At 64.4% G+C, this 18,026-nt stretch carries 18 protein-coding genes and 1 pseudogene; 5 read left to right on the top strand and 14 right to left on the bottom strand.

Annotated features, from left to right (window positions below; all coding sequences use genetic code 11):
• Positions 1–279 precede the first annotated feature (279 nt).
• On the top strand, positions 280–1,485 hold the full coding sequence (locus AAFG50_RS19345) for a hypothetical protein (RefSeq protein WP_074077714.1): 1,206 nt from the start codon (positions 280–282) through the stop codon (positions 1,483–1,485).
• Here the strand turns inward: AAFG50_RS19345 and gmk are convergent.
• The 9 genes and pseudogenes from gmk to AAFG50_RS19300 all read right to left on the bottom strand — a co-directional run bounded on the left by gmk (position 1,418) and on the right by AAFG50_RS19300 (position 10,119).
• On the bottom strand, positions 1,418–2,077 hold the full coding sequence (gmk, locus tag AAFG50_RS19340; protein WP_011086862.1) for a guanylate kinase: 660 nt from the start codon (positions 2,075–2,077) through the stop codon (positions 1,418–1,420). The genes AAFG50_RS19345 and gmk overlap by 68 nt on opposite strands.
• Before the next feature lie 3 nt (positions 2,078–2,080).
• On the bottom strand, positions 2,081–2,968 hold the full coding sequence (locus tag AAFG50_RS19335; RefSeq protein ID WP_028171087.1) for a YicC/YloC family endoribonuclease: 888 nt from the start codon (positions 2,966–2,968) through the stop codon (positions 2,081–2,083).
• Between the two features lie 115 nt (positions 2,969–3,083).
• The gene (gene mltG, locus AAFG50_RS19330; RefSeq protein ID WP_028171086.1) at positions 3,084–4,361 is read right to left on the bottom strand and encodes an endolytic transglycosylase MltG; all 1,278 of its coding nucleotides are present in this window, start codon (positions 4,359–4,361) and stop codon (positions 3,084–3,086) included.
• A gap of 125 nt (positions 4,362–4,486) precedes the next feature.
• Complete coding sequence (gene fabF / locus AAFG50_RS19325; RefSeq protein WP_028171085.1) at positions 4,487–5,752, bottom strand: beta-ketoacyl-ACP synthase II; 1,266 nt, start codon at positions 5,750–5,752, stop codon at positions 4,487–4,489.
• 108 nt (positions 5,753–5,860) lie between these two features.
• Positions 5,861–6,100 (bottom strand): acyl carrier protein, encoded by a 240-nt coding sequence (locus AAFG50_RS19320; protein WP_008130699.1) that lies wholly within the window; start codon positions 6,098–6,100, stop codon positions 5,861–5,863.
• A 311-nt stretch (positions 6,101–6,411) separates the two neighbouring features.
• Positions 6,412–7,149 (bottom strand): 3-oxoacyl-[acyl-carrier-protein] reductase, encoded by a 738-nt coding sequence (gene fabG, locus AAFG50_RS19315; protein ID WP_011086858.1) that lies wholly within the window; start codon positions 7,147–7,149, stop codon positions 6,412–6,414.
• A gap of 102 nt (positions 7,150–7,251) precedes the next feature.
• On the bottom strand, positions 7,252–8,211 hold the full coding sequence (gene fabD, locus AAFG50_RS19310; RefSeq protein ID WP_028171084.1) for an ACP S-malonyltransferase: 960 nt from the start codon (positions 8,209–8,211) through the stop codon (positions 7,252–7,254).
• Between the two features lie 172 nt (positions 8,212–8,383).
• Positions 8,384–9,408, bottom strand: a pseudogene (locus AAFG50_RS19305) (fatty acid desaturase family protein).
• Positions 9,409–9,411: 3 nt separating this feature from the next.
• Entirely contained in the window at positions 9,412–10,119 is a 708-nt protein-coding gene (locus AAFG50_RS19300; RefSeq protein ID WP_028171083.1) for a TetR/AcrR family transcriptional regulator C-terminal domain-containing protein, read from the bottom strand.
• A gap of 318 nt (positions 10,120–10,437) precedes the next feature.
• Between AAFG50_RS19300 and rpsF the strand changes: the two genes are divergently transcribed.
• Together rpsF and rpsR are read left to right on the top strand one after the other, a co-directional pair.
• On the top strand, positions 10,438–10,938 hold the full coding sequence (rpsF, locus tag AAFG50_RS19295) for a 30S ribosomal protein S6 (protein ID WP_028171082.1): 501 nt from the start codon (positions 10,438–10,440) through the stop codon (positions 10,936–10,938).
• Positions 10,939–10,943: 5 nt separating this feature from the next.
• The gene (gene rpsR, locus AAFG50_RS19290) at positions 10,944–11,183 is read left to right on the top strand and encodes a 30S ribosomal protein S18 (protein WP_007592020.1); all 240 of its coding nucleotides are present in this window, start codon (positions 10,944–10,946) and stop codon (positions 11,181–11,183) included.
• A 244-nt stretch (positions 11,184–11,427) separates the two neighbouring features.
• Here the strand turns inward: rpsR and AAFG50_RS19285 are convergent, their stop codons facing one another.
• Together AAFG50_RS19285 and AAFG50_RS19280 are read right to left on the bottom strand one after the other, a co-directional pair.
• Complete coding sequence (locus AAFG50_RS19285; RefSeq protein WP_131234175.1) at positions 11,428–12,411, bottom strand: hypothetical protein; 984 nt, start codon at positions 12,409–12,411, stop codon at positions 11,428–11,430.
• 19 nt (positions 12,412–12,430) lie between these two features.
• Positions 12,431–13,474 carry a hypothetical protein gene (locus AAFG50_RS19280; RefSeq protein WP_039184376.1) on the bottom strand — a complete coding sequence of 348 codons (1,044 nt, stop codon included), beginning with the start codon at positions 13,472–13,474 and terminating at the stop codon, positions 12,431–12,433.
• 462 nt (positions 13,475–13,936) lie between these two features.
• On the opposite strand from AAFG50_RS19280, the gene AAFG50_RS19275 reads away from it, so the two are divergent.
• Together AAFG50_RS19275 and rplI are read left to right on the top strand one after the other, a co-directional pair.
• Positions 13,937–14,902, top strand: coding sequence for a DUF2232 domain-containing protein (locus tag AAFG50_RS19275; protein ID WP_028171079.1), 966 nt, complete (start codon positions 13,937–13,939; stop codon positions 14,900–14,902).
• Between the two features lie 50 nt (positions 14,903–14,952).
• Positions 14,953–15,558 carry a 50S ribosomal protein L9 gene (gene rplI / locus AAFG50_RS19270; RefSeq protein WP_011086852.1) on the top strand — a complete coding sequence of 202 codons (606 nt, stop codon included), beginning with the start codon at positions 14,953–14,955 and terminating at the stop codon, positions 15,556–15,558.
• A 117-nt stretch (positions 15,559–15,675) separates the two neighbouring features.
• On the opposite strand, the gene AAFG50_RS19265 is transcribed toward rplI, so the two are convergent.
• The 3 genes from AAFG50_RS19265 to AAFG50_RS19255 all read right to left on the bottom strand — a co-directional run bounded on the left by AAFG50_RS19265 (position 15,676) and on the right by AAFG50_RS19255 (position 17,849).
• The gene (locus tag AAFG50_RS19265; RefSeq protein WP_028171078.1) at positions 15,676–16,143 is read right to left on the bottom strand and encodes a PaaI family thioesterase; all 468 of its coding nucleotides are present in this window, start codon (positions 16,141–16,143) and stop codon (positions 15,676–15,678) included.
• A gap of 12 nt (positions 16,144–16,155) precedes the next feature.
• Entirely contained in the window at positions 16,156–16,752 is a 597-nt protein-coding gene (locus AAFG50_RS19260) for a TetR/AcrR family transcriptional regulator (RefSeq protein WP_011086850.1), read from the bottom strand.
• 110 nt (positions 16,753–16,862) lie between these two features.
• On the bottom strand, positions 16,863–17,849 hold the full coding sequence (locus AAFG50_RS19255; protein ID WP_028171077.1) for a hypothetical protein: 987 nt from the start codon (positions 17,847–17,849) through the stop codon (positions 16,863–16,865).
• Positions 17,850–18,026 lie beyond the last annotated feature (177 nt).

Genomic DNA, 18,026 nt, shown 5'->3' with positions numbered 1-18,026 from the left:
CGGAAGCAAGGCTCGGGCAAGACCTGCCGCGGGAACGGTGAGCCATGGTCGCAACCCGTCCCATACGCCCCCTCGCCGCGTGCAGCGGTTCCAACGCTTCCGCCGCTTCGGCGGCTGCTCGGGAACCTGGAGCTCGATCAGGCCATCGCGCCGGCAAAATGCCTGATTTCGCGGCGGAACGATCGCCGCGCAGGCCCGATTCAAGCCACATCCTCTCCGGATTTGCGGCTCATTGCCACCCAACTCTTTGAAGAGAAAGGGAAGGTTAAGAGTTGCGTCATGCGTAACCGGGAGACCAGGATGGGCAACCGCACCGCGAAATTCATATCAGCGCTTGTTGGCAGTATCATTGCCGGCGCCCCCCTCGCTGCGGTGTCGCAGAACGCGCCGAGCACATCGAGCACGGCCAATGCGGCCGCCGACTGCCTCACCTCGCCGAAAAGCACCGCGCCGCAGGGACAGCACTGGCACTATCGCCTCGATCGCGCGACCAAGCGGCAGTGCTGGTACCTGCGTGCCGAAGGCGGCAAGGCGACGCAGAGCGCGCAAGCGACGGCCGACACGCCAAACGCAGATTCAGCAGCGCCGCCGTCGGTGCAGAATGCGCGCGCGGAATACATTGCACCGCAGACTGGTGCCGCGCCGAGCTCGCCGAACATGACCGCGCCTGCGCCGGCCGCAACGAGCGCGCCACAGGTCATGCAACAGCCGCCGGGCGCCATCGCCGACAACAACGCGCAGCAGCCCGCCGTCGCCGCGCGCTGGCCCGATGCTTCCGCGAGTTCCGCTGCGCCCGCACCCGCAACGCAGCCGGGCGCGACACCGGCAAAGGCCAACGCCCCGGTGGCGCTCGCCGCGGCCGAAATTCCCGTCGACAAGCCGACCGGCTCGCTCCAGACGCTCCTGCTCGTGATCGGCGGCGCTTTGGCGATCGCCGGCATCCTCGCCAGCGTCATCTACCGCTTCGCCGGTGCGCGCTCCCGCGTCAAGGCGAGCGACCACCGCCGCGTGAATTGGGACGATTGGGAGCCGCAGGACCAGGACGAGAGCCGCGCGCCCTGGCTCAAGGCGATGCCGGCCGTCACGCCGCGCGCGCAGCCGCCGCGCCCGATCGACTTCGATGCCGCACGCCCGCAGGCGGCACAGCTCGCCGCGATCGACCGCGAGATCGATGTGATCGAAGCGCACGAGCCGGCTGGCATCGTCGAAGTCGCGGAATCCGCCGAGCCCGAGATCGCGGCATTCGACAGGGAATTCGAGATCGAGGCCAGTTCACCCCGGTTAGCTGCGGACCGGGCCGACGGCGATGAAAAGCCGGCTGGTCGCGACGAGGATACGGTCGACGTCGACATCATCACCGCGATGCTGGAACGGCTGGCGCAGGAAGGGCCGCGGCTGAGGCAGCCTGGCCCTGGCTCTAACCCTGCAGCTGGCCTTGCAAACCTCGCACGAAGCCAACGAGGCCAATCCGCCGCTCGCGCTTGAGGCGCTCGGCCTTCAGGATCGATTGCACCTCGGCAAAGGCCTCGTCGACGTCGTGGTTGATCACGATGTAGTCGTACTCGGCCCAGTGGCTCATCTCGTGGCTGGCGCGGCTCATGCGCTTGCGGATCACCTCGTCGGAATCCTGCGCGCGCGAATGCAGCCGCTTCTCGAGATCGCCGGCTGACGGCGGCAGGATGAACACGCTGACGACGTCGGCACGCGCCTTCTCGCGCAGCTGCTGCGTGCCCTGCCAGTCGATATCGAACAGCACGTCCTGCCCGGCCGACAGCGCCGCCTCGACCGGCGCGCGCGGCGTGCCGTAGCGGTTGTCGAACACGGTCGCCCATTCCAGCAGTTCGTCGTCCCGCACCATCGCCTCGAAGCGGGGCTTGTCGACGAACAGATAGTCGCGGCCGTCGACCTCGCCGGGCCGCATCGGCCGCGTGGTCGCCGAGACCGACATTCGCAGACCCGGCATCCGCTCGATCAACAAGCGCGACAGCGTCGTTTTGCCTGCGCCCGACGGCGAGGACAGCACGAACATCAATCCACGCCGCTCGACACCGTCAGTTCCGTGACCGCCCGTCGTCATCGATCACTCCAGATTCTGGACCTGCTCGCGAAATTGCTCGACCACGTTTTTCATGGCGAGCCCCGTATTGGTCAGCTCGATGTCGTTCGACTTCGAGCAGCAGGTATTGACCTCGCGGTGAAACTCCTGCGCCAGGAAGTCGAGCTTGCGCCCGATCGGGCCGCCCTTGCCGATCAGCTCTCGCGCCTGCGCGATATGCGAGGCGATACGGTCGAGCTCCTCGCGGATGTCGGCCCTGGTCGCGATCAGGATCGCCTCCTGCATCAGGCGGTCGGGATCGAAACGGTCGGAGGTGTCGAGCAGCGTTGCGATCTGCTCGGCGAGCCTGGCCTTGATCGCCTCCGGCTTGCGGCCGGGTGCGGCTTCGGCCTTCTTCGCCAGTTGCTCGACCTCGTCCACCCTCTGGGTCAGGATCTGCCCGAGCGAGGTCCCCTCGCGCTTGCGCATCTCGACGAGATCGGCGAGCGCCTTGTCGAAGGCCTCCGCTGCCGCGGCGCGCGCCGCCTTGTCCTCCTCCTCGTCGCCCTCGGGCTCGGCGACCTCGACGACGCCCTTGATGGCGAGCAGGCCGTCGACGCTCGGTGCCACCGCATCGACCTTTCCGGCGATCATCGAGGCGGCCTTCAGGACGGCGTTGAGCACGTCCTCGTTGACACGGACGGAGGCGGCGGCATTGGCGCGCTTGACGTTGAGATTGGCGTAGACGGTGCCGCGCGACAAAAGCTCGCCGGCGCGCTTCTTGGCGTGGGCCTCGAGCTCGTCGAACCCCTGCGGCAGCCGCACCCTGAGGTCAAAGCCCTTGGCGTTGACCGACTTCAATTCCCATTCGAACGTGTACGGCCCGCTAGCGCCGTGGCTTCGGGCAAAGCCGGTCATGGACGACAGCGCCATCAGGTCAAATTCTCCAGAAACACAGGATTCGCGAGGCCATCAAGGCACGCGAATCTTAAGACTATTTTGCCGGAAAGTGGAATCCGCAAAGTCCCGTAGGCAGGTCTGCGCGGGCCTAGCGCTGGATCACCGGCGACGAGGGCTGCACCGCGCCCTGCCGGGCAGGGGCGGGACCAGCGGGGCGAGGAGCAGCCGGCGGCTTCTTCTGCTGGTTCGGCCGTGCCGGCGTGGTCGCGGTCGGCGTGTCGGCAGCGCCGGGCGCTGCCGCCGCCGGCGGCTGCGCGTCCTCGGCCGGCTCGACCGTGTCGTTCTGGATCTGCTTCTCCATCGCGCGCAGCTTGGCGACGTTTTTCTGGTGCGCGTCGTAGGTCTCGGTGAAGGCATGCCCGCCGGTGCCGTCGGCGACGAAATAGAGGTCGCGGGTGCGGGCCGGGTTGGCGGCGGCTTCGAGCGAGGCGCGGCCGGGATTGGAGATCGGGCCCGGCGGCAGGCCTTCGATCACATAGGTGTTGTAGGGCGAGGGCTGCGTGATCTCGCTGCGCTTGATCGGGCGGCCCAGCGTGCCCTTGCCGCCGACGAGGCCATAGATGATGGTCGGATCGGACTGGAGCTTGATCTTCTGCTTCAGGCGATTGACGAACACGGCAGCGACGCGGCTGCGCTCGTCCGGCTTGCCGGTCTCCTTCTCGACGATCGAGGCCAACGTCACCAGCTGCTCCGGAGTCTTGACCGGAATGTCCTGGCTGCGACGCTCCCAGATCTCGGTCAGCACGCGCTTGTGTGCCTGCTGCATGCGCTGGATCACCTGCTCGCGCGTGGTGCCGCGCGGGAACTTGTAGGTCTCGGGCAAGAGCGTGCCCTCGCGCGGCAGCTCGCGCACGCTGCCGGTGAAGATATCGTTGTCGGAGAGCCGTGCCACGATCTGCTCGGAGGTCAGGCCTTCCGGAATCGTGACGGCATGCTGCACCACCTTGCCTTCGACGATGGTGGCGATGACGTCGCGCAGGGATGCGTTCTTCTGGAACGAATATTCACCGGGCTTGAGGTCCGAGCTCGCCTTCAGCGCGGCCACGCTTGCAATGAACACCCACGGGTTGACGTCGGTCACGCCTTCCCGGTTCAGCGTCTCGGCGATGTCGCGCTTGCCGGCGCGCTGCGGGATGTTGACGATCTTGTCTTCCTTGAGCGGACCCGGCGCTTCGAGCACCTGCCGGCCGTAGTAATAGACGGCGCCCGCCCCGATCATGGAGATCAAGAGCAGCGTGATGATGGCGTTGCCGACGATCACGAAGGGATTGCGCGCGCGGTCCGATCGCTTCGGAGGCGGCGGGACCTGCTCGGGCTCGAGCGCTGCCCGCGGACTCCGGGGCGAAATGGGCGGCCTTTCACTCATCGAAGCAACCTGAATCCTGCCGGTTCAATCGCGGCCTGACAACCGTTTGCCCTGCCAAATGCACGCGCCCACTACCATGACTATCGCCGAATACGGCAAAACGGTGGATTCGTTTCAAACGCAAACTAATTGGCCAAACGGCGGACGATCACCGACGCATTGGTACCGCCAAAACCGAAAGAATTCGACAACGCGACGTTGACCTCTCGCTTCTTCGCCGTGTGCGGCACGAGATCGATCGCAGTTTCGACCGACGGATTGTCGAGGTTGATCGTCGGCGGCACGACATTATCGCGAATCGCGAGAATGGCGAAGATCGCCTCGATCGCACCGGCCGCGCCGAGCAGATGGCCGGTCGACGATTTGGTCGAGGACATCGCGACCTTGGAGGCGGCATTGCCGAGCAGACGCTCGACCGCGCCGAGCTCGATCTCGTCACCGAGCGGCGTCGAGGTGCCGTGCGCGTTGATGTAGTCGAGATCGGACGCCGTGAGGCCGGCGCGCTTGAGCGCGGCCTGCATGCTGCGGAAGCCGCCATCGCCGTCGGGCGACGGCGACGTGATGTGGTAGGCGTCGCCCGACAGACCATAGCCGATCACCTCGGCATAGATCTTGGCGCCGCGTCGCCTCGCGTGCTCGAGTTCTTCCAGGACGAGGACGCCGGCGCCCTCGCCCATCACGAAGCCGTCGCGATCCTTGTCGTAGGGACGTGAGGCCTTCCCGGGTGTCTCGTTGAAACCGGTCGAGAGAGCGCGCGCAGCATTGAAGCCGGCAATGCCGATGCGGCTGATCGGCGACTCAGCGCCGCCGGCGACCATGACGTCGGCATCGCCCAGCGCGATCAGGCGGGCGGCATCGCCGACCGCATGCGCGCCGGTCGAGCAGGCCGTGACCACCGAATGGTTCGGCCCCTTCAGCCCGTGCGCGATCGAGACATAGCCGGAGGCGAGATTGATCAGGCGGCCCGGAATGAAGAACGGCGACACCCGGCGCGGTCCGCGCTCCTTCAGCAGGATGGCGGTTTCCGCGATGCCGTTGAGGCCGCCGATGCCGGACCCGATCATGGTGCCGGTCGCGCACTTGTCCTCTTCGGTTTCGGGATGCCAGTTGGCATCGTCGAGCGCCTGGCCGGCCGCGGCCATGCCAAAGATGATGAAGTCGTCGACCTTGCGCTGGTCCTTCGGCTCCATCCACTTGTCGGGATTGAAGGTGTCGTTCGACCCGTCGCCGCGCACCACCGTGCAGGCGATCTTGGTCTGAAGATCGGAGACATCGAAGCTCTCGATCCTGCGCGCACCGCTTTCGCCGTTGAGGATGCGTTTCCAGGTCGGCTCGACGCCACAGCCGAGTGGCGAGACCATGCCGAGACCCGTGACGACAACCCGCCTCATATCCGCAAACTCCGCATCGAAAGATTCACGGCCAATAACAAGAAACCGGCTGACCGCTGCGAAGCGGCCCGTCCGGTTTCAATGTTGTCCCCGCGAAAATAAAGAGCCTTAGCTCTTCGCGTTCTTCTCGAGAAACTTCGTGGCGTCGCCGACGGTGAGAATCGTCTCCGCGGCGTCGTCCGGAATCTCGCAACCGAATTCTTCTTCGAACGCCATCACCAGCTCGACGGTGTCCAGACTGTCGGCGCCGAGGTCGTCGATGAAGCTCGCAGCGTCGACAACCTTCTCGGGTTCAACACCAAGGTGTTCGACCACGATCTTCTTAACCCGCTCGCCAATGTCACTCATTGCATAACCTCGTGTTGTTCCCTGTAGACCCGACCCCCCGGGACGATACGAGCCGTCGTGGTCGTTGACTGCCTTCGCTTACGAACTTTGATTTGGCCCCATCCTAACCGATGCAGGGCCCGGCGAACGACGGCCAAGGCTCCGCATCGCCAATATACAGGGTTTCAAAAACCTGCAATGGCGTTCTTTGCCCATCCGTTGAAGGTCCGGTTACCATACTTCAACTGCCTTGACTACAAGCCTCATTTCGCATCGGAAACGGCCGTTTGCCGCATCCCGCACCGCCATGTGGGCGGCACGGAACGAGGACTTCAGATCATGGCCATGCCGCCGTTGACATGGATGGTTTGCCCGGTGACGTAGGCCGCTTCGTTTGAACTCAGGTAGACGGCGGCCGCCGCGATGTCCTCGGGCGTCCCCAGCCGGGCCGCCGGAACCTTGGTCAGAATCGTCTCGCGCTGCTTGTCATTGAGCGCGTCCGTCATCGGCGTCTTGATGAAGCCGGGCGCGATGCAGTTGGCGGTGACGCCGCGCTTGGCGTATTCGGCACCCAGCGTCTTGATCATGCCGATCAAGCCTGCCTTCGATGCCGTGTAGTTGCCCTGCCCGGGATTGCCGGTGACGCCGACCACAGAGGTGATGGCGATGATGCGGCCGAAGCGCTTGCGCATCATCAATTTGGTGGCGGCGCGCGCCAGGCGGAAGGTCGAGGTCAAATTGACGTTGATGACCTCGTCCCAGTCCTCGTCGCGGAGCTGGACGAAGAGATTGTCGCGCGTGATGCCGGCATTGGCGACGAGGATGTCGACCTGGCCCATCGCGGCTTCCGCCGCAGGCACCAGCGCCTCGACCTCGTCGGCCTTGGAGAGATTGCAGGGCAGCACGAAGGTGCGCTCGCCGAGCTTGCCGGCAAGCTCATCCAGCACTTCCTTCCGCGTTCCTGATATCGCGACCGTGGCGCCCTGCGCGTGCAGCGCCTGCGCGATTGCGCCGCCGATACCGCCGGTCGCGCCGGTGACGAGCGCCTTTTTGCCAGTCAGATCGAACATGGATAACTCCTTCAAAGCACGATCCGGAAACGTGCGCAGCGGTTTTCCGGCAAGATCGTGCGCAAACTAAAGAACCAAAGCGCGATGACGATTCATCGCGCTTCAGGCCTGCTTCGCAGCGGCCAGCGCATCCTTGGCGGCCGCAATGTCGTTCGGTCCGCCCACCGCGACACCGACGGCGCCGTCGGCGATACGCTTGACGAGACCCGTCAGCACCTTGCCGGCGCCGATCTCGAAGAAACGGGTCACGCCCTGCCCGGCCATATAGGCAACCGACTCGCGCCAGCGCACCGTTCCGGTGACCTGCTCGACCAGACGGCGGCGGATCTCATCGGGATCGGTGATGGCGGTTGCCAGCACGTTCGACACCAGCGGAGCTGCCGGAGCCTTGATCGTGACCTTGGCCAGCGCCTCCGCCATCGCGTCGGCAGCCGGTTGCATCAGCTTGCAATGGAACGGTGCGGACACCGGCAGCAGCATCGCGCGCTTGGCGCCCTTGGTCTTGGCGATCTCGACGGCGCGATCGACCGCTGCCTTGTCGCCGGAGACGACCACCTGCCCGCCGCCATTGTCGTTGGCGGCCTGGCAGACCTGCCCCTGAGCCGCCTCATTGGCGACCTCCATGGCGGCCTCGTAATCGAGGCCCAACAGAGCGGCCATCGCACCGGCGCCGACCGGCACGGCTTTTTGCATTGCGAGACCGCGGGTGCGAAGCAGCCGCGCGGTATCGGAAACCGTCAGGCTGCCGGCCGCGGCCAGCGCCGAATATTCACCAAGCGAGTGGCCGGCGACAAAGGCCGCGTCCCGCCCTACGGAAAAACCGGCTTCAGCCTCAAGCACCCGCAGGGTCGCAACAGAAACGGCCATCAGCGCCGGCTGGGCGTTTTCGGTGAGCTGGAGGGTTTCGGCCGGGCCATCCCAGATGGTGGCCGTCAGCTTCTCCCCAAGCGCTGCATCGACCTCGTCGAACACGCTGCGCGCCACCGGGAAGGCGTCGGCCAGCGCCTTGCCCATGCCAACCGCCTGGGACCCCTGCCCCGGAAATGTGAATGCTGCCGTCATCGGCGCTCCCTGCTTGTCGAGCACGATCCCTGCGAGAACCGGCAGCCGATTACGCGCGGCCTTGGGCCATGGTTCCGGCTCGTGCCTCAAAGGGGGCCGTAGACACCGTCCGGGCCTGCAATGTCAAGCCAAGATGGGAACGTCGACCGGCATTCAACTGGGGATGCGCCCCTTAAAAACCACCCGCCTTCTGATCCGCGCCGACCTCGGCGCCAGCCCGCGCGCGGCGCGCGCTGCTACCAATTGCCCCGGCCGGTCGTCGCGGTTCGGCTTGGCGGTGGCGAGCCGCAGCACGGCGGCGTAGTTCGGCTGCACTTCCATGCGGCCGGCATGACGACTCTCGCTCAGCAGGCGATGGACCTTGGGCAGATTGTAGCAGGGCACGTAGAACAAGAGATGATGCTCGAGGTGATAGTTCACGTAATACGGCGCGATGAACAGGCGCTCGAGAAAATTGGCATGCGTGGTGCGGGTGTTGCGCAGGGGATCGCTGCTGTCGGGGACGACGGCATGCTCGGCGATGTTGCGGATGCGGGTGATGACCATCATCCAGGTGAGCAGCGGCACCAGCCATAGCAGCGGGTAAGCCCACCACACACCGGCCGCCGCAAGCCCTGCAAACAGGATGGCGTTGAAAACGCATTGCGGGCCAAGCTTCTCCCAGAAATGCGCCGCGCGCTGCCGCCACGGCCAGTCCTGCGGGCCGAGTGCGTTGAGCAGCTGCGCCTTGCGCTGCTGGTAGCCGGTCTGCCCGGTGATGTCGCGAATGAACTTGCGGCGATAGCTCAGCTGCGTGATCGGAAATGGCGCCGACAGCACGAGATCGGGATCGTCCTCCTGCTGGGTGCGCGCGTGGTGCTGCAAGTGATAGCGGCGATAGGCGCGCGTCTCGGCAAAAACGGGATAGGCGCAGAACCACTGGCTCAGCGTCAAATTGGTGTTCTCATCGGCGGAGAGACAACCATGCGCGCCGTCGTGCATGAGGATCGACAGGCCCAGCTGGCGCGAGCCGATGACGGCGACAGCGAAAATGTACGTCAGCGGATTCGGCCACCATGCGACGAGGGCGATGGCACCGGCAATCAGCGCCCAGGCATGCGCGATCAGTGCGACACCCTTCCACGTTACGCGCTGGCGCACGTCGACGAGCTGATCCTCGGTCAGGAAATCGCGGGCACGCATGCGAAGTGCGGTCATGGCCTAGCTCTCCTCATCCGAAGTGGTCGATGCGTCGCGGTCGTCGACGAGGCGCAGGCGCGCGGCGTCGCCGGCAGATTTCGCCTGCTCGCCAAGCACGCGCAGCATCTCGGCGCAGAGCTCATCCGGCGAGCGGCCCATGGCATAGCCTTCGAGGATGACGCCGATGGCGACGGCCCAGAACCGCCGCGAGCTCTCGTCGGGCGCGCGCAGGGAACGCCAGCCGTGGCGCGCGACCTGGCTCGCATAGGCGCGTGCGCCCTCGGCGTGCAGACGCTCGATGGTGCGCTCGACCAGCGGCGCGAGATCCGGGCGACGCCGCGTCAACGTCAACGCCTCGGCGAAGAAGGCGACCGAATCGCTCGCCGTCACCGTCTCGGCCAGCGCGTGGGTGTAGTCCCGCGGCGTGCGCGCCTTCAGCGCAGCCTGCTCGGTCGCGCGGGCGAGGTACAGGAGCTCGCGGCAGGCGCATTCGACGAACAGCGCCTCCTTGGTACGGAAATAGTAGGTGATCTGGCTCGGGAAGGCGTCCGCGGCGGCCGCGATGTCGGTGATCGAGGCGCCCGACAGCCCCCGCTCCCGGAACAGCGGGCTGGCCGCATCCAGCAGCAGCGAGCGCATTTTGCGGCCGGCCGAGCGTGTGGCGCGCGCCGCATGCTTGGGGTCGCCGGCGGCCGGCTCGGATGGGGCGCGGGCAGATTTGTCTGCCATGGGATCCTCCCGTTGATTTATTTGTATGCTATACAAACAAATAAATCAAGCCGAGGGCCCCCAGCCCGGGCGCCAGGGGCGAAACCTGGCCCTCCAACCTTGCAAAGCCGGCCAAAATCCGTATAAGGCGCGCATCCGCAGACCCCGGCCGGGAGCTGAACGGACGGTCTCAACAAATCATTCGTGATTTTGGTGTGGCAGGGCCAGTCGGCCCGTCGTCCCGTGTTTCCGCCTTCTGAGCTTAATCCCAGAGTCCTTTCCGAAGGCCTCTTAAGGGCTTGACGCCGGGCGATGCGCCAACATGAGGAAAGGACTTCCATGGCTCTCTATGAGCATGTTTTTCTCGCGCGCCAAGACGCGAGCCCGCAGCAGGTCGAAGAGCTGACTGCGCAGATGACCGGTATCGTCGAGGGTCTCGGCGGCAAGGTCACCAAGACCGAGAACTGGGGCGTTCGCTCCCTCACCTACCGCATGAACAAGAACCGCAAGGCGCACTTCGTGCTGCTCAACATCGACGCGCCGTCCGCGGCGATCGCCGAGATCGAGCGCCAGGAGCGCATCAGCGAAGACGTGATCCGCTATCTCAGCGTCCGCGTCGAGGAGCTCGAGGAAGGCCCGTCCGCGATGATGCGCAAGGCCGATCGCGATCGCGAGCGTGACGATCGTGGCGGCGGCTTCCGCGGCGAGCGTGAAGGCGGCTTCCGTGGCGACCGCGAGGGTGGTTTCCGTGGCGGCGATCGTGACGGTGGTGGCTTCCGCGGTGATCGCGGCCCGCGCCGTCCGCGCGAAGAAGCTGAAACCACGACGGATGGGGAGTAAGATCAATGGCTGAAGCTGGTGCACGCCGTCCGTTTTTCCGTCGTCGCAAGAGCTGCCCGTTCACGGGCGCCAATGCTCCGAAGATCGACTACAAGGACTCCAAGCTGCTGATGCGTTACGTCTCCGAGCGCGGCAAGATCGTGCCGAGCCGCATCACCGCGGTGTCCGCGAAGAAGCAGCGTGAGCTCGCCCGCGCCATCAAGCGCGCGCGCTTCCTGGGCCTGCTGCCCTACGTCATTCGCTAAGACGAATTCGGCCGGCGGCGACATCGCCGCCGGCCGCACTCTCGAAGTTTCATAAGGCTTCCGGGTCGTCCGGTCGCCGATGGTTGGGGCGAGATGCCTCTAACCGCTCGTTTGCGCGAGCAGTCAAAAGCGCTGCAATTTCAATGCAGCAATTCGCATCTGTTCTCATTCTGTGCAGGGTATTTGCACCCGTTTCTGGTACGAAACTGGTACGGACTGTCAGTGCGTCATTGGTTCGACCGCGCTAATCGGCATCATTGCCATAGCGATGGACGCGGGCAAACTCGCTGCGAATTTTCAGTCCAATTACCGGGCCCTTGCCACCGGCATCAGCCTCTTTTTCACCGTGAATGTTTTCGACATTCGCGCAATTGTATCTGTGACAGAATTTGGTCGTGCGCGTAGTGCCAAATCCATCTTCGTAACGGACGAGGCCCCAGACATACAAAAAGCGTTCAGCCTCCAACCGCAAACAACCATCATCAGTTCCGGCATTTATGGTTTTGCCGCCATGTATCATGGCGCCGTGGGGCGGAAGGGTGCCTTCGCCCTCGGCAATCAGGCTATCGAATGGGAAATCGTTTAGGTATCGCTCTCGACAGAATTTGTGCTCAATCGTCCACTCGATCTTTCTAGCAGGCAAATTTCCGGAGTTCTTGATGATAACCTGAGCCACGCTTTGCAACGGGCCCTTCTCCCCACGCAACAGCGCACGCCATCTCTCGTGACGGGGATCGATGCCCACGGGCTCAACACCGAGATAGGCGCGCTGGAGAATGCGAGTATTTTTCTCTTGCGCGTCAGCTGTATTCTCAGCGGATTGCCAGAGCTTAAGCGTGGCCCACGCCAGCCATCCGGTGACAATCATCAAACCGTAGGTAAAGAAAACGAGCGCCGCGTCAGCGGCCTTTGCTTCGCAAAAGAATTTGACAATCCAACGCGGAGTTTTTTGGCTATCGGCCTCGCGCGCGCCCCCAGGGGCCTCTGGTTCGTTCGCCGCCAGGTAAAGAAGGGTCGCTTCAGCCTCGGAGTGTTGGCTTTCACCATAGCGAGTGCTGCCGCCAACTTGGCCTTCGCCGTGATTTGGATAATCCAAGAAATGTGAGGCGTGCGTTTCGCCGCCCTCGAATGGGCAATACCTATCGGCTAGATAGGCGTAGAGAAAGACGCCCACGAGGCCAACCAGAAAAAGCAAGACAAGAACAAAGAACGGTACCAGCTTTCTCAAACCCGCCCCCGCCTACTGATCAGTTATCCCCTTCGGCGTCCGATACGAGGTCGGCGGGGCGTTCGATTGTTCGAAGCAATTGGACCGACCGGACTTCACCGTCAATTTCCTTGATCGCCAATTCCACCCACAATGGGGTACGCTTTTCTAAGGCGTCGAATAATTTGCGGCGACTTTCACCGGCAAAAAGATCGTCCTTTAACTTGATCCGGTGCTGCGTCTCAGAGAAAGGATCGAGCAGAATTATTTGCAAATCGAGAGGGTCGGTCGTGTTGATATCGACGACTTTGACCTCCTGCTGAACAATCTTTTGCTGCGCCCTTTTTCTCGACGGCGTACGCAGAAGCTCGGCTTCAGATCGCGTTACCTCAACATCATTGATGCTTGTTTTAGGACTGCTAGTCGCCGCCTTTAACAGTGCCTCGTTAGTCTGGGTCACCACATCGAGCGCGCGCTTTCCCACCTCTCCTTGAGATTTGAGGATTTCGATGACGCGATTGAATGCCTCGCTCTGTTCTTTGTTGGCGAACTCCATTGCTTGAAGCGCAGCGAGGTGCTCCTTGCTCTTTATCTCCTCAAGTTTGACGGCCTTGGTTTGGTCTAACCACGCGCAAAAGGCCCATGGTGACGCGACCAGCGCTCCCAAACAAACGATTACGATAGCGGCTTGTTTGCCTGTCATCTTGCCGACCATGCGGTTCAATAGGCTCTCTAGAGGTTTCTTAAGTTGCGCGACAAGATCGGAACTACCTCCCGTTACGACCACACTCAGGAGCAACTCGTTACGTTCGGCGTCACCGAGCTGCCCAACGTCGGCTAGTCCCGTGGTCGCTAAAGCGGCCAACTGATAGAGCTGCTTTTGGAGAACTAAGAACGCCTCCATGAACGGAGGCGTTATTGCCGACTGGATCTCAGGCTCCGGCAGATAAATGTGTACGGACGCCCAGTCCCATTCGCTCAGATCGAACTTCTCGAAAATTCCCCCTGATGGGGTTGGTCTAGCGAGAAGGCTTTCAATCCTTGCAACCGCAGCCGCTGCGGCTGCTCCGTCAGACCCGACCATCGCCGCAACTTCCCCCGTCGCAGCGTTCCCTCAATGCTTTTGTTCGCTGCCCTATCAATGCAGTCTACGGGCGCGTGGCGCTTCTGACAACTTAGCCGAGAGTATGTGCCAATCATTAGCGCCTGTACCACCTCTAACCTGGTGGCAGACTGCACTATAATTAGATACCGCTACTCGCCTTACCTAGCACTTGATTGATCGAAAGCACTCGACTAAAAGGCGCGCACAGCGGCTCCCAATGGGGGCCGCGTTCATTTTCGTACCATTTTCGGCAGGTTGGCCCGCCGCTAACTTCTGGCGGCGCATAAGCACCTGATTTGTGTGGGGAAATCCACAAGCCTCTAACCTTCTGGTTAGACAGGAAAATGGTGCGAAACTGGTACGGAAAAACAACTAACTAGTTGGTATCACAGCGAAATTTCGTTAGTGGTATCTAACCGCTCGGAAGGAGCGGGACAGCTGATGATGGCCTTTGGACTGATAGCCCTGATCGCCGGCGCTGCGTCGGCCCTGATGTTCGCCTCGATCGTTTCGGGCGCGCTGATCTCGCTCGTCCTGTTCTATCTCGCACCACTGCCGCTGATGGTCGCCGCGATCGGCTGGGGACCGCTTTGCGCGAGCCTTGGCGGCATCGCCGCTGCGATCGGCCTCGGCGCCCTGTTCGGCCTGCCCTACTGCATCGCGTTCGCCGTCACCGTCGCGCTGCCGGCCTGGTGGCTCGGCCATCTCGTCCTGCTCAGCCGGCAGGTTGGACCTGTCACGCCGGACGCCGCGGCCGAGCCTGGGCTCGAATGGTACCCGGTCGGCCGCATCCTGCTGTGGATCGCGGGCTTCGCCGCGCTGACCACGATCGCCGCCCTGCTCACGCTCGGCACCGACGCCGACACCATCATCGGCACGCTGCGGCGCGGCCTGATGCGCATTCTCCGCGCCACCGATCCGCAAGCCACCGGCGAAGCCGACCAGTTCGTCGACGCACTGGTGCGCATCGCGCCGGCCGCCGCCACCATCGTCGCAATGATGACGCTGACCCTCAACCTCTGGCTCAGCGCCAGGGTGACGGCGACGTCGGGCCGGCTGCGCCGCCCCTGGCCGGATCTGATGACGGCCGAGCTGCCGCCGATGACGCTCGTGGCGCTCTGCATCGCGCTCGCTTTCTGCTTCACCGGCGGGCTGCTGGCGATCGTCGCGCAGATCACCACGGCGGCGCTGATGATGGGCTATGCGCTGACCGGCTTTGCCGTGCTGCATACGCTGACGCTCGCGCTGAAGAGCCGCACGTTCTGGCTCGGCTCGACCTACGCCGTCGTCGTCGTGTTCGGATGGCCTGTCATCGCGATGGTGATCCTGGGCCTTGCGGACGCCGTGTTCGGCTTCCGCGAGCGCTTCCTGCGCAGCCGCCAGCCGCCGCCGCTCCCGACCCCTTAAGTCCACCCCTGAAACCCAGAACTCACAGAGCACTTCAAAGGAGAACGAATATGGAAGTCATTTTGCTGGAACGCGTGAACAAGCTCGGCCAGATGGGCGAAGTCGTGAAGGTTCGCGACGGCTACGCCCGTAATTTCCTGCTCAAGCGCGGCAAGGCGCTGCGCGCCACCGCCGACAACCGCGCCAAGTACGACGGCATGAAGGCCGACCTCGAGGCCCGCAACCTCGCGTCCAAGGCCGAGGCGTCCAAGGTCGCCGAGAAGATCCAGGGCAAGAACATCATCGTGATCCGCCAGGCCTCGGAAGCCGGCCAGCTGTTCGGCTCGGTCAACGTGCGTGACATCGTCGTCGCGTTCGAAGCCGACGGCATCTCGCTCGCTCGCCCGCAGATCCAGCTCGACGCACCGATCAAGACCATCGGCAAGCACACCATCACCGTCGCCGTTCACCCCGAGGTCGAGGTCGAGATCACCGTCACGGTTGCGCGCAGCCAGGACGAGGCCGAGCGCATCAACCGCGGCGAGGACATCTCGACCCGCAACGAGGACCGCGATGCGGCCGCCGAGGCGATCGCCGCCGCCGGCGAGTTCTTCGATCCGGAAGCCCAGCACGACGACGTCGAGCCGGCCCCGGCTGCGGAAGAGACCGAGAAGTAACTCCAACGTCGTCATTCCGGGATGGTCCGAAGGACCAGACCCGGAATCTCGAGATTCCGGGTCCAGCGCCGATGCGCTGTCCCGGAATGACGAAGACAAATCAAAAGCCCGGTCGCTTCAAGCGGCCGGGCTTTTCGTTTTGGCGGTGACGTCCTCGCTCAGCATCGCGATCGAAGCGAGCGCCGTTGCCGTGTGCTTCTCGACTCCGTCGCTGACACAGAACACGTCGGCCGCGACCACCGAGACCTGGCGTCCTGGCTTGATCACCCTTGCCCGGCAGATCAGCTTCTCGCCGACAGCGGGCGACAACAAATTGAGCTTGTATTCCGCCGTCAGCGCCGCCTGGCCGCGCGAAGTGGCGGCCGCGATCGTCGTGGCGTTGTCGACCAAAAAGGCGGTGACGCCGCCGTGGAAAAAGCCGTGCTGCTGGAGCAGCTCCGGCCGGCGCTCCACCGCGATCGTGCAGGTGCCGCGCGACAATTCCGAGAGCTCGGCGCCGACGAGGTTCATAAAGCCCTGGCGGCCGACATTGGCGTGGATGCGCTCGGCGACGGCCGCAAATTCCGGATCCGCTTCGGCTCGCATGACATCTCTCCCTTATTGTTTGTTGATGCGATCGGGCGGCCGCAGCGCGCGGATGGCGCAGGCGACCAGCGTGTCGGCTTCGCTCCGCGGATCGGCACGATCGCGACCCGACAGGAAGGCGCGGCAGAAGATCTGCGCCGGGCCGATGAGCTGGCTGATGAACGTCACCGGCGTCATCGGCAGGAGCTCGCCGCCGGCAACCAGAGGCGCGCGCCAGCGTTCGATGCCTTCGGCAAGGCGCGCATTCTGTGCGCGCTGGGCGTCGCGGACGTCCTCGCCCCATTCGCTGCGCGAGATCTCGAAGAGATAGCGGGCCTCGCGCCGGCTCGAGACGACCCAGTCGAGATGCGCCCGGATCAGGCGATCGATGCCCTGTTCGGCGTCGGGCACGGGATCGAGCGCGGCCAGCACCGCGGCGTGATAATGCCGCAGCACCTCCAGGAACAGCGCGCCGGCCAGCTCCTTCTTCGACCCGAAGGCATGAAAGAAGCTGCCGTTGGAGGCGCGCGCCTTGGCGCGGATCGCAGCCACCGTCGCAGCTTCGAAGCCGACGCGGTCGAACACGAACAGCCCCGCCGCCAACAGGTCGTCACGCACGCTCGTCGTCACCGCGCCTCCTAGAGTATCACTCTAGAGCACTACTCCAATCGCGGTCAAGACGATGCGAAGGCCGCGACGAGCGCGACCTTCGCAACTTGATCTGAGAATGCGGGTTGGCTTTAGCGCGAAATCGGCGGCGCCGGCGGTCCGGATGACTCCGCCGGCAGCGGGGCCGCAGCGGTCGTGGGCGGCGCCGGCTCCTGCGGCTTGGCCGCCGGCTCGGAGCTTGCGGCAGGCGCGGCAGGCTTGGGAGCCGCCTCTTCCGCCGCCTTGGGCGCGGCCGGCTCGGCGGGCTTCGTGGCGGCCGCCGGCGGGGCCGGCGTCACCTGCGGCACAGGATCGGGCCGCAGCGCCGGAGCCTCGCTGCCGCGCGGCTCGACCCTGGCGCTCTCCGGCTTCGGCTCGGCGGGTTTCTCCGATGCCTTGGCGCTGTCGGGCTTGGCTTCGTCGCGACCAGGCTCGACCTTGGCGGTGTCGGGCTTGGGCTCGCTCTTCTTGTCGTCAGCGGCCGGCGCGGCGGCATCGACCTTCGGCGCCTCTTCGGTCTCGGGCTTGCCGCGCTTGCTGAGACGCTTGGCCTTGCGGCCCTCCGGCGTGGCTTGCCCCTCGGGCTTCGCGCCTTCCTTTACCCCCTCCTCGCTCGGCCGCGCCGCGCGCTTCTGGCGCGTGCCCTCGGCGGCTGGAGCGGCGGTTTCGCCTTCCGGCTTGGCGGCCTCCTGGGAGCGCTGGCGACGGCCCTGATGCTCGGGCGACTGCGCAGGATTGGTGCTCGCCTCCTTGTCCTTGGCGCCGTCCTTCTTGTCCTTGCCGTCCTTGGCCTGGTAGCGGGTGTCGGTGGCGCCGTTCGAAACGAGGTAGGAGGCCAGCACGCCGGCCATGTCGGAGCTGGTCGTGTAGTGCTGACGCAGGAAACCCGGGAGCGAACCCGGCGCGACTGTCTTCAGCAGCCCCCTCGGGCTCTTGTGGCAGGCACTGCAGGTCTGCGCGAAGAGCTGGGATGGGGCCTTGCCGGCCTCGAGGTTCGTCGCCTGCGCCAGAACGGCATCGGTCGCACCGAAGCCGATCAGAAGCACTACCGTCGCGAGGCTGAGCGCTCGGCTCGACATTCCCATCATCTCCATTGAATTTCCGCGAATGCAGCCGGCATCCCGGCGCGGCGGCGGTCACCTTTTACCGGATTGAGCCGCGAATGGAAGCAGGGTCCGCGCGCAAGGATGTGATTAAGCGCTTTTGGAATATCGGCTTTGAATACAGCGCAATAGCGGGAGCGGAATACCCTCCCT

The organism is Bradyrhizobium sp. B039 (assembly GCF_038965675.1).
Taxonomy (GTDB): Bacteria; Pseudomonadota; Alphaproteobacteria; order Rhizobiales; family Xanthobacteraceae; genus Bradyrhizobium; species Bradyrhizobium diazoefficiens.
The sequence above is the reverse complement of the archived record's forward strand: the minus strand, read 5'-3'. Positions and strand labels throughout refer to the sequence as shown.

Coding starts and splice junctions, on each gene's coding strand:
- fabF (WP_028171085.1), bottom strand. CDS start 5,752: ATGAGGCGGGTTGTCGTCACGGGTCTCGGCATGGTCTCGCCACTCGGC.
- AAFG50_RS19335 (WP_028171087.1), bottom strand. CDS start 2,968: ATGGCGCTGTCGTCCATGACCGGCTTTGCCCGAAGCCACGGCGCTAGC.
- fabG (WP_011086858.1), bottom strand. CDS start 7,149: ATGTTCGATCTGACTGGCAAAAAGGCGCTCGTCACCGGCGCGACCGGC.
- AAFG50_RS19255 (WP_028171077.1), bottom strand. CDS start 17,849: ATGTCGAGCCGAGCGCTCAGCCTCGCGACGGTAGTGCTTCTGATCGGC.
- rpsR (WP_007592020.1), top strand. CDS start 10,944: ATGGCTGAAGCTGGTGCACGCCGTCCGTTTTTCCGTCGTCGCAAGAGC.
- AAFG50_RS19345 (WP_074077714.1), top strand. CDS start 280: ATGCGTAACCGGGAGACCAGGATGGGCAACCGCACCGCGAAATTCATA.
- AAFG50_RS19320 (WP_008130699.1), bottom strand. CDS start 6,100: ATGAGTGACATTGGCGAGCGGGTTAAGAAGATCGTGGTCGAACACCTT.
- mltG (WP_028171086.1), bottom strand. CDS start 4,361: ATGAGTGAAAGGCCGCCCATTTCGCCCCGGAGTCCGCGGGCAGCGCTC.
- rpsF (WP_028171082.1), top strand. CDS start 10,438: ATGGCTCTCTATGAGCATGTTTTTCTCGCGCGCCAAGACGCGAGCCCG.
- gmk (WP_011086862.1), bottom strand. CDS start 2,077: ATGACGACGGGCGGTCACGGAACTGACGGTGTCGAGCGGCGTGGATTG.
- AAFG50_RS19280 (WP_039184376.1), bottom strand. CDS start 13,474: ATGGTCGGGTCTGACGGAGCAGCCGCAGCGGCTGCGGTTGCAAGGATT.
- rplI (WP_011086852.1), top strand. CDS start 14,953: ATGGAAGTCATTTTGCTGGAACGCGTGAACAAGCTCGGCCAGATGGGC.
- fabD (WP_028171084.1), bottom strand. CDS start 8,211: ATGACGGCAGCATTCACATTTCCGGGGCAGGGGTCCCAGGCGGTTGGC.
- AAFG50_RS19275 (WP_028171079.1), top strand. CDS start 13,937: ATGATGGCCTTTGGACTGATAGCCCTGATCGCCGGCGCTGCGTCGGCC.
- AAFG50_RS19300 (WP_028171083.1), bottom strand. CDS start 10,119: ATGGCAGACAAATCTGCCCGCGCCCCATCCGAGCCGGCCGCCGGCGAC.
- AAFG50_RS19265 (WP_028171078.1), bottom strand. CDS start 16,143: ATGCGAGCCGAAGCGGATCCGGAATTTGCGGCCGTCGCCGAGCGCATC.